This window comes from Microvirga vignae (assembly GCF_001017175.1).
GTDB lineage: Bacteria > Pseudomonadota > Alphaproteobacteria > Rhizobiales > Beijerinckiaceae > Microvirga > Microvirga vignae.
The window spans coordinates 31,728-44,097 of the sequence record NZ_LCYG01000081.1 but is presented as its reverse complement, the minus strand read 5'-3'; the positions used below and the strand labels follow the sequence as shown (position 1 = coordinate 44,097).

The following is a 12,370-nucleotide window of genomic DNA, read 5'->3' as shown; positions in this document are numbered from 1 at the left end:
TCCGCCTGTCCCGTGCTGTCGATCGAACTCGATCCAACGTCTCTTTTGGGTCAGGGACGGTCCTTTAAGCGTGACTGTGTAAAGGTCAGCTCGTAGCCACATTGCAGACGTTTGGCTGCCCAGCGCAAAGTGCGTCGAGGCCGTTGGATGCTCGAAGTTCGTCCGTTGTTGCCCGTGGCGTTACCCGAAAGAAAAGAAGGCGCGGGAGGGCGGACGCAGGAAAGTTACGAAACCCTTGCCGGTTAAGGGTTCGAGGTGGTGAGCGCGCTGGGACTCGAACCCAGGACCCTCTGATTAAAAGTCAGGTGTCGCTGGTTTCCTCACGTATCCTGACGATGCCTGCAGTGCCTTAAGTGGCTAATATGACTGGCTTATTCCAGGTAGCCAAGCGAGGAAGCCGCATCAGCCGTCTCAAGCTGACCAAGAGCACCATCGATCGCCTGCCCTCCGGACCCAAGGAGATGATCTGATGGGACAGCGAGCTGAAGGGCTTCGGCCTCAAGGTCTTCCTTGTGCAGTACCGCCCTGCTGGAGACCGACGCAAAGATCGGGCATCCGTTCGGCAGCATCGTGCAGATACTTGCGCTCACAGCCCAGCGGCGGGACGAGGTCGGGTGGCTGACCTGGAGCCAGCTGGATCTGGAAAAGGCCGTCTGGGTCATGCCGCCCGAGCACGCTAAGAACGGCAAGCCGCACATCGTGCATCTGAACGAGCCGGTGCGGGATCTGCTCCGGAGCACGCCTAGGCGGGGCGAGCTGGTGTTCTCAGGTGACGGTACGACCCTGTTCCAGGGCTACTCGAAAGCCAAGGCCCGGCTCGACCGCCTGTCGGGGGTGCACGACTGGACCCTGCACGATCTGCGCCGGACGGTAGTGTCGGGCATGGCTCGGCTCGGGATCGCGCCGCATGTGGCCGACAAGATCCTCAACCATCAGGGCGGCACCATCTCGGGCATGGCGGCCGTCTATCAGCGCCACGAGGTCCTGGAGGAGCGGAAGATGGCTTTAGACACTTGGGGCGAGTTCATCTCCTCGCTCGATACTCCAAAGAAAACTGCGAAGGATCCTAATGCCGAGGAAAAAGCTGCCGCTTGAGCGCAAGGACTACGTCGAGACAGATCCAGCGTCAGGTACGACCATCCGTCGTACGGTCTATCAGCGCGGATTGCTTCGAACAGAGGCGATCCAGTACGAGGACCCATCTGTCGATCTGCTCGCACTTTCAAAGAAGGAGATGCGCAAGAAGTTCGAAGACCTTCGGATGCGTGCGCAAGCGGTTCTTCGCGAGGCGGAGCTTCCTACAGATGAGGACAGCGGCAAAACCCGGATGCCTAAAGAAATTGCAAAAAACGGAAAGATAAAAGCTCAGGATTTTGTCACTGTCATCAGCTTCAAGGATTGGCCGACGATCGTTGAGGAGAGAACAGAGCCTCTTTCGCGAGAGAGATCTGCGATGCTGCTCATCAAGGGGATCAGTATGATCCTGAAGCAGGACCTCGACCAGGACGCGCTCAGGCACATCTGGTTCCTTATGCACGTACATCACCGTTTCGAGATGTTAGTCCATGGGATCAACGAGGCGGCTGTTTCCGCTCACGAAGCAGGAAAGGCGCTTCAGAAGGGTCCGCAGGCGCGAGCGGCTAAGGGGCAGCGCACGGAGGACATCGTTCGGAAATTAGTGACAGCTCACTGGAAGAGCGTGCCACTCCGCCGTGGAAAACAGGCCCGAACAGTCGATGCAATCAGAGGTGAGCTAAACACTCGTCTGGAAGCCAAGGGGCTCAAGTCGATTGGGCAAAGCCAAATCACGAACTATGTGCGCGATATAATCCGCGATTCGGCAAAACAAGAAGGCTGAAATCGCTTGTTAAGAATCAATAATGGCCAATCCTGATTCAGGATTGGCCATTATTGATGGTCAGGTCGGGAATACCTGCAACTGCTCATAGCCTCCCTGCATTGCCTGGATTGGCAGGCAGAGCGAAGAGGTTTCCCTGTGCAACTCAAACAATATCTAAACCCAGTCGAAGCATCCGGATACGTCAGTGTGTCCTCCTCCTGGCTGGCGAAGCTGCGCCTCCATGGCGGCGGCCTTGGCTACTCAAAGATAGGCCGGACCATTCGCTACTCGACGGACGAACTTGATGCTTGGCTGACCTGCAATCTTCAGGCTTCGACGTCGGAGACTGGTCACTCCCGCTCCACGAGCAATGAGTGACCGGAGATAATCAGCCAAGCCCGCTAGTATACTGAAGCCCTCAAAGCCCGCTTATTCCACCCTGCCCTGTCGCAAAAGAAGACCCCCGAACGAGGCTCTCGCGCGGGGCTCAAGGATGTTTGTTATGAAAACCCTCCATATCATAAAGCGCATTTCGCGAAAAGCGAAGTCGCGTCTGCCCGACCTGTTCGACTGGGCCCGTCAGAATGAGCTACACGCCCACACTGCCATTCGAGCGATCACCCGCCGCACTGGAGTCAGCCCAGCCTTGGCACTGGTCATCGCAGAGCTCGCAGGTCTCACCACACAGGTGCGCCATGGCTGATCCGCGCTAGGATGGATCTGGGCAGCCGAGCCATTTGCCTCTGAGTGAGGCAGCAGCCGCCCAGTTCAAGGCCTATGTGGTGGAGATCAGGGTAAGGGCGAAGTCAGCATCCGGACTGCTCAATGGTGCTCTCGGCAAGGTGCCGGGCCACGTGCTGCGCTTGGCGCTGGTGCCGGAGTATCTCGGCTGGTCCGAGGCTGGATTCCGGACTGAGCCGGTGAAGATCGGTGAGGCCACCATGCTGTCGGCGATCGGTCTGGTGGACGGCTACTTCCTGCCCATGGCGCGGCGGGTGTTCGGGGAGGCTGCCATTCCGGAGCAGGACCGCCGGGCGATGCTGCTGGCCCGCTGGATTGACGAGACCAAGCCTGCGCGCTTCAACGCTCGCGACACGCGGCGAAGCATTGGCGGTCTTCTGCGCGATCCCAGGCACATGGAGCATCCCTGCGAGGCGCTGGTGCAGGCCGCGTGGATCCGTCCCGCGGGAGTGCGCGTGGGCCCGCGTGCTGGACGGATTTCCTCCGATTACGAGGTGAACCCGACCCTGCTTGCCACTGCGAGGGCGGCATAAGCACTTGGCTGGCAAAGGCTCTGGCGGCGCGGGCTCAGCCTGCGCATGCCGGCTCGGAAGCGTGTGCCAATTGTGCCAATAGGGCCAAAACTCCAGCCGATGCGATGCTGGAGGAGGGTCTTGGCACAAACGGCACAATTGGCACAGCATGCGGAGTTCCGGCAGACGAGATCCGGATGCGCTTCAAGTGGATCGCGCACCGGCTCGCGGAGGAGCACGGACGCGATGCGGAGCGCGCGAGGAGCGATGCTGGCGTGATCCTCAATATCGAGTTGCTGAACGATGTGCGGCTTGCGCCTGTGCAGACGGACACCCATCGCTGCTTTGTCTGCGATGAGTCGATCGGCTTGGTCGCGTGCTGGTGCCGGTGCTGACTGCCCGGCCTGACACTCCTCTGTGGCTGCATCTTGAACCCTGCCACGATGAGCATCGCAGACGCCGATCAACTATGGGAGACGGGCTTCTCCGCTCCGCTCTCGATCTGATTGGCAGGCCTTCTCTGGTGCGCACAAGATGACGGCGATGACGTTACCTGCCACCCCACCCCTTCGGGTTCCTCTGAGAGGGGCGTCTCAGCGGGAGAGCGCAGCCTGGCCCCACGCTAGTTCCAGCACTCGTTTGCGAGGTCCGCAATTCGCAGCGGCAGAACCGATCGGGAGGGGCGGCGTCAAAAGTCTATGCGAGTTGGGAAGGATAAACCGGCCGTGGGGCCAGGCAGAGATTTTGCCCCAGCGTTTGGTTTTTATTAGGTCAAGGTCGGATTGAGCGCGCGCTCAAGGATGTTTCAACCCATGTCGAAAGCAGTTTCGCCGTTCGCAGAAGCATCGTTGCAATTGACTGCTCTGATCTTTCCCAGGATGCCCAATCGCGCTGCTCATGGAGACCGATCTTTGCGAGCTCGATTCAGCCCGGTTCATCTCCAAGACCCAAAGACGCTACTGGCATAGGCAGACATCAAGAGAACGTCATGAAGATCGAGACCTCTTCAATTGCCGCTGGAAAACTACCCGGCACCTTTCAGGCTGAGGATCTAGAACCATCGCGTCAACTGCGGGTACAGGCAGCCCTCGAAAGAGGCCGCCCCGCTCGCTTAAATCATAAAACGAAGTCCGTCACCACGAGACTTGTTACATTCACCAAGGTGGCAACCAGGATTGGATCCTTCTCCAGATTGCTCCCATCGGCGTCATACCATAGACGTCGAGTGTCCGTTTCGAAGATGAAAACCGGGCCTGCTGCACTTGCATTCGAGTCGAGGCCCTGTTCGAGGGTAGGCACGCCTCCTTGGACGACGAGTTTATCGCCTTCCGTGCGATTGAAATCGGTGATGATATCTGCGGGCCATTTACCATTAGTGAGAGAGAGGTCCAGCACAAAGCGATCTGCCCCCGCGCCGCCTGTGAGCACATCGCTGCCGAGGCCGCCATCCAAAGTGTCGTTACCATCCCGCCCGTTCAAAACATCTCCGCCATCACGTCCTTCAAAATAATTCGCTGTGCTGTCCCCGAGGAGAACATCGTCCCAGTTGGTCCCGATAAATTTCTCGATCTCGGAGAACCGATCATTGTGAGCAATACCAGCGTTCGTCGCCTGATTTTCGAGATCGACATAGGCAGAACGGCCGGAAGGGAGTTTGGAAACGGCAAACTCGACTGTATCGGTGCCGGCTCCCCCGTGGATCTCATCGGCAGCCCCCTGGTCATCAGCAATGTCAAACCTGTCGGTGCCATCGCCACCGCGGAGCGTATCACGGCCAGCGTCGTTATAGAGAGTATCGTCGCCTGCGCTGCCATTCAGATCGTCATCGCCATCCCCGCCACGCAGCGTGTCGTTACCCCCTCCGCCATCGATAGTATCAGCACCTGCGCCACCATCGAGTGTGTCGCTCCCCAACTCGCCGTGGAGCGTATCGTCACCGTCGTTGCCGAAAACTTCATCATCGCCATTGCCGCCATCCAGCGTGTCTCTTCCGACGCCGCCGAAAAGACTGTCATCTCCGCCCAATCCGCGAAGGTGGTCGGAGCCGCCACCGCCTGTTAGCGTGTCATTAAGAGCATATCCTGTGATCGCATCAGCGAAGTTACTTCCGATGATGCGATAGATCTCGATACTCGTCACCGAGAAGCCGCCGGGAGCGGAATAGGTGGAGAGATCGTCTGCAGCGGTAAAGGTCAGCGCAGTTCCTAACGTGGAATAATCGGCTAAAAGGGTATCGATGCCTATTCCGCCGTCGACCGCGTCTCCAAGCATCTCGCTCACGCTGCCGACATTGATGAGGTCGTCCCCTAGCCCGCCGTGCTGCAGATCCTTCCCGGCACCTCCTATGAGGGTATCATCGCCTGAATCGCCCTGGAGAACGTCGTCCCCACTCTCCCCATAGAGCATGTCGTTATTGTAGCCGCCCAACAGCGTGTCGTTCCATGCCCCGCCGTATAAGGTGTCATTACCCCACTCGCCGAAGAGAACATCACGTCCGGATGCGCCAGCCCAATCGCCATACCGAGTTGAGCTAGGTTCACTAGCGTCCCCATATAGGGTGTCGTCCCCATAACCTCCGAAGAGGTGATCGTCTCCCCCATTCCCGACGAGCGTATCTGCCCCGTATCCACCGATGAGAGTGTCGTTTCCGGAGCCACCTACAAAAGGATCTCCTCCAGGAGTTCCTGGAGGTGAGTCCAAAACGTCTCCAAGAATGTTGTTTGCCGAGAGCACTATGTGCCCCTTCAGTGAGACCTGGAAATCGGCCTTGCGGTCACCATTGAGGTCGCCCTCGACTACCGTGATGCGCGTGCCGTCGCTTGAGACCGTATGATAGTAGTGCAGCTCCGGCCTGCCACTCCCCGTGAAATCTCCGGTTAGGGCGAAGCGGGTGCTGATGCTTCGCAAGTCCAGCACATCGGCGGCTGTGAAATCCGTAATCAGATCCCGCCGGCTCTCTCCGACACCGCTTTCTGCGGCGCTCCGGAATACGAAGATGTCTGCACTCGAACCGCCGGTCAGCGTATCACGTCCGACGCCTCCCTGAAGCACATCGGATCCCGAACCGCCGCTCAGCCAATCATGACCACCCCCACCCTGGAGTGTGTTCGAGAGGCTGTTGCCGACGATTACGTCATTGTAGTTTGAGCCCACCACGCGCTCGATGCCGGACAACCTGTCGCCGGTCGCATGCCCACCCGAACCTGTTCCCGTGGACAGATTGACGCTCACACGCGCATTCGATCCCACATAGCTTACGGTGTCGATACCTGCGCCGCCGGAGATCGTGTCGGCTCCAGCCCCACCTGTGACGGTATCGTGACCATCGTCCCCGAAGAGGGCATCATTTCCGAATCCACCATCCAGGCCATCATTCCCGATGCCCCCATACAGACGGTCTGTGCCCTCCATGCCAAAAAGTCGGTCACTTCCGGTATCTCCGAAGAGCGCATCATTTCCGGATCCGCCGTCCAGGCTGTCATTTCCGGAGCCCCCATTCAGGAAGTCCGCGCCACCGAGACCAAAAAGTCGATCGTTTCCGGTCACGCCAGAGATTGCGTCGTCGAGGCTTGAGCCTGTGATGACATCATTGCCCCTTACGAAGAGGCTGAGCGGGAGGCGCGAGACATTCTGAACATAGACCGGATCATTGGTGCTGACGGAAAGCCGTGTCTGACCATTCTTCAGGAGCACCAAGGAAGAGATGTCGCCCGTCAGAGTTGCTTTGAACTTATTGAATGCAAGTGCGCCCCCGACTTGAATCGAGAAGGTCGAGAAGTAGGAGCCGCCTTTGATCAGCGGGGTCGAAAAAGTGGAAGACGTATAGGACTTGGTGGTCAGTTGCGACCAATAGCTATTAAGTTCTGAAATGTTGCCAGCCGCATCCATCCGGAGTCGAAATCCGGGACTTGCCGTAATCTGTGCCACGTTGTTCCCCCCTGCCCAGAGGGTATTGTTCCTAGACTGTGAAGATCTAGCAACCGTGATGGCCCAGTCTTCCTTAACCCTTCCGGGGTGTTATTTGATCTCTTTCTGGCTAATACCGGCGGGCGCGGTAACTTCAACTGCTATGACCGCCATTCGATCTGGCTGGTGATGACGTTGTCTCCAACACCTGAGCTTCGGCCCACTGTCTGGCGGCGGCGCGGCACTGGGCGGAGGCGATCACGGATGAACTGGCAGCCCTGTTCATCCGTTTTCTTCGGGAGCTCTCTGGCAGGAGAGAACCCATGATCAACCGCAGGCTGCTGCTTAGTCTTCTCGCTCTTGGGGCCATGCTGCCCGAAGCGGCTCTGGCTCAGACCGATCAAATCCTTCGCAATCCGGACGGAACAGTCGTTGACCCAGTGCTGCGCTATCCAGACGGAACCCCCGTCCCAGCGACCGCCCCAATCGCGCCACGAGAGGTCAATGTGACAATCGTGCCGCGAGATGTCGACGTGACTGGCACAGTTCTCCCGGCACTCCCGCAGCGGGTTGATCGTCCTGGCTGCGCGGTTCAAAGCTATGTCGTCGGTCCGAACCAGCGGGTTCGTGTCCATCGATGCTGAGGACTGGCTGGTTCCATGTGATGAGAGCGGGGCCGACCGCGGATGTGCCGGCGGCTCCGTCTCTTAAAGCACACAGCCGCAGCGTGCCCCCCTGCCGTATGTGAGCAGTTCAGGCCGGGTATGCGGGTGCGACCGGACGAAGGCGTCGATCATGCGCTCGGTCTCCTCCGGGAAAGCTGTGTGCCAGTGACCGAGCCCATGAAGCGCGCTTTCCTGGCACGCGACCGAATCCATCTGAAGAATGGCGTCCATTGTCTCCAAAGCTGCCGCATGCAATGCGCGGCGGTCTTTCTCTTGCGGGCCACCATGGACCGGCATGATATCCCACCACATGTAGCACACCGCATTAAGCGGGGACGATCCGGGCTCGTCGCGATGGGACAGATGCGGCGAGCATCGGGGCAGGAAGAGCTGGCGGAACAGACTCTCGCACGACCGGACGCAGCGCAGCCGTGCCTGGATCTCCACGGAAGGATCATCGAGGCAGACCATATGCTCCCCAAGACCCGGACTGATCAGATAATTCAGTCCCATGTTCACTTCGGCATCGGTGAACCCAGTGAGCGCCGGGAGGGGATCCTCGAACAGTCTCGTCACATATTCGGTGGCTCGCCAGGCCGGCGCGTCCCAGTAGGGCGCATCCTCCGCCCAGTACCACTCCGGCCCCGTGGCCGGGTGATCGAAGACGAAGTCGATCCATTCTTCAAAGGACAACGACAAAAGGGCGGTCACCGGTTAACTCCTGTCCGGAAGCGTAACCCAGTGGTGCGCGCCGTCCAACTCCTTGATGTGCCTACTGGCAACTCAATGATGGCGAGCTTGGACGAGGTAGGCTGAAATGGTGGTCTCCCCCAATGCCTTGCTGGCTTCGAGCCGATGAAGCCCTTCAACAAGGACAAAGCGCCCTTCGTCCGGTCGCACGAGGATAGGTGCCTCCTGACCTTTGGCGAGGATACTCTCCGCCAGTGCCTCAACCTTCTTCGGATCCAGCGTGTGGCGTCGCTTCACCGGCACATAGACATCCTGGATGGCAATCGTCTGCTTTTTCAACATCGTCCTATGCTCCATCAGCGGAATGAAATTTCCATCAGAACCGAGGAAAGGGCAATCCGGAGCCCCGAAGAGATCCCCCGAACCGCGCTACATTGGCACCGGTTAGACCAAGCGTGTGTGCTCGCACCTCGGGTTAGCCGACGCTCCGTTGCGCCTTGATGGCTGTTCACCATTGCCGGCCTTCTATGGGTTGTCGTGTAGGCGCGGTTCGCAAGCCTTCCGGCGACGTGTCACCCCAGCCGGGCTGGTGAAGATGGTCCCACACCCAGCTCAACATAGCCATAATTTACGATTGCGGGGCCATCGTGCTGTCATCTCGCGTCGCTGAGTTCAGGATGTTCAAGCGATAGAGGAAGGATAAAGGCGAGAGACGGGTGAGGCAAAACGCAAAAGGAGCTCAGGACCTATGACGGTGTACCACCACACCAGCACTCTGCGGACAAACTAACTATGGATGACTGGGCGCATCCTGCCCGAGGAGCAACAAGGCCTTGCACTTCATTCGCAGCTTGGAGAGATCCGGAGCGATGCACTTTTCGCTCCCCTTCCTCATGGCTTCAATGTCCCCGATATGTGAGAGCCACTGAGGAGAGACAAACGCTTGCGACATGCAGGATGGCTGTGCCACCCTCACGCATTCGCGATTATCTCAGATGCCTTTTCCCTTACGAGAATTTAATGCCGTTTCTGCCAAAAGCTGACATTGTCCTCACGAATGGTCGCGTGTTTCGTGGACTGTCTGAAGGAGTGACGGAAGCGATTGCCGTCTGGGCCGGGCATGTCCTGGCTGCAGGATCATCGGCGGACATGGAGCCCTTGGTTGGTCCATCGACACGCGTGATTGATCTCGCTGGCCGCCTTGCGACCGCTGGCCTGTGCGACTCGCATATGCACCTTCTCCCCTATGGCGTGAACATGGGCCATGTCGACCTGCGCCCGGCATCCGCGCCGACTCTCGCGGCGTTGCTCGAGCGGATCAAAGAAAGGGCTGCGGTGACGCCCCCGGGCCAATGGGTTCAGGCCCGAGGGTATGACCAGTTTGCCCTGGACGTGGGGCGCCACCCGCTGCGGGAGGAGCTTGACGCCGTTGCTCCTGAACATCCCGTCGCTGTTGTGCGGGCCTGCGGGCATGTGACCATCTGCAACTCACGGGCGCTGGCCCTCGCCGGGATAGACGAAACAACACCCGTCCCGCAGGGTGGAGCCATCGAGCGGCGCAACGGCAGACTGACAGGTCTTGTTGCCGAAACAGGACGCGACCGGCTGAAAGCCGTCCTGCCGGAGCCGACGGATCAGGAACTTGTCCAAGCCATTGACGATGCAGGCCGGGCGTGCCTGTCCTACGGCATTACGAGCGTGATGGATGCAGGCGTGGGGATGCGGGCCGGCTACCGGGAGGTTGCAGCCTACCGCACAGCCGAACGTCTGGGGCGTCTGCCGGTGCGCACCACCCAATGCCTGCTCGGCGGTCCGGGCGGTATCGTGGAGCAGGCTTATGCCGATGGGGTTGTCACCGGCGCAGGGGACTCCATGCTGCGCGTTGGTCCAGTCAAGATCTTTACCGATGGCAGCGCTGGTGGGCGAACGGCCGCGATGACGGAGCCGTATCTCGGTGCGCCTGAAACCAAGGGGCTGTTGCTCCTGCGCGACAACGAGATGAATGATCTCGTGCAGGACTATCACGCCAAAGGGTACCAACTGGCAGTCCATGCCATTGGCGATGCCGCCATCGATCAAACGCTCAACGCATATGAACGGGCACTCAACGCCATGCCGGATCCCGACCGGCGTCATCGGATCGAGCATGCCGGCTACGCACGGGCCGATCAGAATGCCCGCATGGCGCGGCTCGGGGTCCAGCCCGTGCCACAGCCGGTGTTCATCTACGATTTTGGTGATCTGTACACCTCTGTGCTCGGCGAGAAGCGGGCGCACCCTTCCTACCCATTGAAGACCTGGATTGATCTCGGCTTCAAGCCTGCGGCCGGTAGTGACGCTCCGGTGTGCGATATCAATCCGTTCCCCAATTTCTTTACAATGCTCACCCGCAAGACCTCCCAAGGCACGGTCATGAGCGAACGAGAGAGGGTCTCGATCGCAGAGGCCATTGCAGCCTTCACCGAGTTCGGTGCTTACGTGAACAAAGCGGAGCAGGAGTGGGGCCGCCTGGTGCCCGGGCTCGCGGCCGATATTGCGGTGTTCTCTCGCGATCTCCTGTCGGCGTCTCCGGAGGAGATCCTGCACGACACCCGGTGCGATCTGACGATCAGAGGCGGTGAAGTCGTCTTCGATCGTGTGGGGGAAGTGCGTTGATGACGAGCCATGCTGATCAGGCGGCGTCGGTGAGCGGCTGCACGGGCGTTTCAGCTGCCGGATGACGGAGGGTCAGACAACGTAGATTGGAGGCGCCGATCCGGGAACGTCAACGCTCTTCACCACGCTGCGCTCTGTCTAATCGACACTGTCGTGCCGCGATTAAAGAGCCTCCGCCAATGGGGGCAAAAGTCTGGGATTCTCGGTCTCGGACCGGCGCCGTCCCTTGCCTTGCAATTTTGCTCCTAAAAAAGTTTCGCTCTTTCCTCACCGCCCCCTGACAGGATGCGCCACAAGGCCCTTGGCTCTGCGGAACACGAAGATCGGGTTGATTCCTGCCTCAGATCCGATGCTCCGGTGTCACCGGCGGCAGCTCAGGTTTCGGCTCGGCTGTCCTCCCGTTTGGGACAGCCTGGTTTGGCTGGGGAATTGTCGGTTCGGGCGCCAAGCGTTTCTCGAGAGCCGCAATCTGCCGCGCCAGGTTGTCGATGGCCGCCTTCAACGCCAGAACGTCCGCGGCATCTGGGATGGTGGAGACGGGACCTGCCACTTGGGGTTCAGCCAGTTTAGTACGGCTAGGACGAGGCTCCGGTACCGCCTCTGGTGAGGGCTCTCGCCTCCTCCGACGGGATGACAGCATCCTTCGGAGAGCCTGCACAATCAGCCAGAGAACGCAGAAAGCGAGGAAGAGGGTGAGCAGCGTCGAAGGCAGGGTGTCGAACATGGTTGTTGCTGTTCCTGAATGAGCCGATCAAGGCCTGAGGCAATGCAACAAGGATGTCCCGCGTTCCGGAGCCTTCAAGGCCCGCTATCACGCTGGATCCGAACTTTTCATCGCAACTGGATTGCTACAGCATCGGGACAAGGAGATCGTTGACGAGCATTACAATCTCGCCAGCAGCCTGGACGCTGCCAACCTGTTTGGCCAATGGGATCAACAGCATCGCAGGAGCCTGATGTGAGACGGGCAAGGGACAGCCCTTGCCCTTCCAAAATGTCCGCTTCAAGCTTCTGACCTGACCAAGGCCTTTCCGAGAAGTGCCATGACCAGACCTTCCTGTTTCACAGATTCAAGTTCGCGGAAGCCGTGAGGACATATTTCTCGGGCTGCGAATGAGCGGGCGCGATTGCCCTTGTGATCAACAACATCAAGGATTGATGGTGCCAATTGGCGGGAAGAGCGCATGTGTCGGCTCGTCCGCCAACCTTCCAAGCGAATCGTCCTATACATGATAGGTCCCTCCTGTGCCGACTCAGGCCGGAGCCAGTGATCGCCCACTCTTCCTTGCTGCTCCAGGAACGAATGGGCTGGTTTTTCGACTCTTGCCTTGAGATCGCCCGAGTCGGTGTGTCAGGTCTTG

At 59.2% G+C, this 12,370-nt stretch carries 11 protein-coding genes; 7 read left to right on the top strand and 4 right to left on the bottom strand.

Annotation, left to right across the window (positions count from 1 at the left end):
• The first annotated feature begins 510 nt into the window (after positions 1–510).
• The 5 genes from AA309_RS25380 to AA309_RS25355 all read left to right on the top strand — a co-directional run bounded on the left by AA309_RS25380 (position 511) and on the right by AA309_RS25355 (position 3,488).
• Complete coding sequence (locus tag AA309_RS25380) at positions 511–1,095, top strand: site-specific integrase (RefSeq protein ID WP_052954992.1); 585 nt, start codon at positions 511–513, stop codon at positions 1,093–1,095.
• Positions 1,070–1,858: a hypothetical protein gene (locus tag AA309_RS25375; protein ID WP_047191809.1), complete on the top strand. Its 789-nt coding sequence runs from the start codon at positions 1,070–1,072 to the stop codon at positions 1,856–1,858. Before AA309_RS25380 ends, AA309_RS25375 begins: the two co-directional genes overlap by 26 nt.
• A 484-nt stretch (positions 1,859–2,342) precedes the next feature.
• On the top strand, positions 2,343–2,543 hold the full coding sequence (locus tag AA309_RS25365) for a hypothetical protein (RefSeq protein ID WP_047191807.1): 201 nt from the start codon (positions 2,343–2,345) through the stop codon (positions 2,541–2,543).
• 34 nt (positions 2,544–2,577) lie between these two features.
• Entirely contained in the window at positions 2,578–3,114 is a 537-nt protein-coding gene (locus AA309_RS25360; RefSeq protein ID WP_047191806.1) for a DUF3987 domain-containing protein, read from the top strand.
• Between the two features lie 176 nt (positions 3,115–3,290).
• The gene (locus AA309_RS25355) at positions 3,291–3,488 is read left to right on the top strand and encodes a hypothetical protein (RefSeq protein WP_150117750.1); all 198 of its coding nucleotides are present in this window, start codon (positions 3,291–3,293) and stop codon (positions 3,486–3,488) included.
• Between the two features lie 721 nt (positions 3,489–4,209).
• Here the strand turns inward: AA309_RS25355 and AA309_RS37310 are convergent.
• Positions 4,210–7,020: a calcium-binding protein gene (locus AA309_RS37310; RefSeq protein WP_150117749.1), complete on the bottom strand. Its 2,811-nt coding sequence runs from the start codon at positions 7,018–7,020 to the stop codon at positions 4,210–4,212.
• Between the two features lie 302 nt (positions 7,021–7,322).
• On the opposite strand from AA309_RS37310, the gene AA309_RS34665 reads away from it, so the two are divergent.
• On the top strand, positions 7,323–7,643 hold the full coding sequence (locus tag AA309_RS34665; RefSeq protein WP_150117748.1) for a hypothetical protein: 321 nt from the start codon (positions 7,323–7,325) through the stop codon (positions 7,641–7,643).
• A 63-nt stretch (positions 7,644–7,706) separates the two neighbouring features.
• Here the strand turns inward: AA309_RS34665 and AA309_RS25340 are convergent, their stop codons facing one another.
• The gene (locus tag AA309_RS25340) at positions 7,707–8,375 is read right to left on the bottom strand and encodes a hypothetical protein (RefSeq protein ID WP_047191802.1); all 669 of its coding nucleotides are present in this window, start codon (positions 8,373–8,375) and stop codon (positions 7,707–7,709) included.
• Positions 8,376–8,447: 72 nt separating this feature from the next.
• On the bottom strand, positions 8,448–8,696 hold the full coding sequence (locus tag AA309_RS25335; protein ID WP_047191801.1) for a ParB N-terminal domain-containing protein: 249 nt from the start codon (positions 8,694–8,696) through the stop codon (positions 8,448–8,450).
• Between the two features lie 678 nt (positions 8,697–9,374).
• On the opposite strand from AA309_RS25335, the gene AA309_RS25330 reads away from it, so the two are divergent.
• The gene (locus tag AA309_RS25330) at positions 9,375–11,009 is read left to right on the top strand and encodes an amidohydrolase (protein ID WP_047191800.1); all 1,635 of its coding nucleotides are present in this window, start codon (positions 9,375–9,377) and stop codon (positions 11,007–11,009) included.
• Between the two features lie 340 nt (positions 11,010–11,349).
• Here the strand turns inward: AA309_RS25330 and AA309_RS25325 are convergent, their stop codons facing one another.
• The gene (locus tag AA309_RS25325; RefSeq protein WP_047191799.1) at positions 11,350–11,733 is read right to left on the bottom strand and encodes a hypothetical protein; all 384 of its coding nucleotides are present in this window, start codon (positions 11,731–11,733) and stop codon (positions 11,350–11,352) included.
• Between the last annotated feature and the right edge of the window lie 637 nt (positions 11,734–12,370).

Coding starts and splice junctions, on each gene's coding strand:
- AA309_RS25375 (WP_047191809.1), top strand. CDS start 1,070: ATGCCGAGGAAAAAGCTGCCGCTTGAGCGCAAGGACTACGTCGAGACA.
- AA309_RS25365 (WP_047191807.1), top strand. CDS start 2,343: ATGAAAACCCTCCATATCATAAAGCGCATTTCGCGAAAAGCGAAGTCG.
- AA309_RS25325 (WP_047191799.1), bottom strand. CDS start 11,733: ATGTTCGACACCCTGCCTTCGACGCTGCTCACCCTCTTCCTCGCTTTC.
- AA309_RS25355 (WP_150117750.1), top strand. CDS start 3,291: ATGCGCTTCAAGTGGATCGCGCACCGGCTCGCGGAGGAGCACGGACGC.
- AA309_RS34665 (WP_150117748.1), top strand. CDS start 7,323: ATGATCAACCGCAGGCTGCTGCTTAGTCTTCTCGCTCTTGGGGCCATG.
- AA309_RS25335 (WP_047191801.1), bottom strand. CDS start 8,696: ATGTTGAAAAAGCAGACGATTGCCATCCAGGATGTCTATGTGCCGGTG.
- AA309_RS25330 (WP_047191800.1), top strand. CDS start 9,375: ATGCCGTTTCTGCCAAAAGCTGACATTGTCCTCACGAATGGTCGCGTG.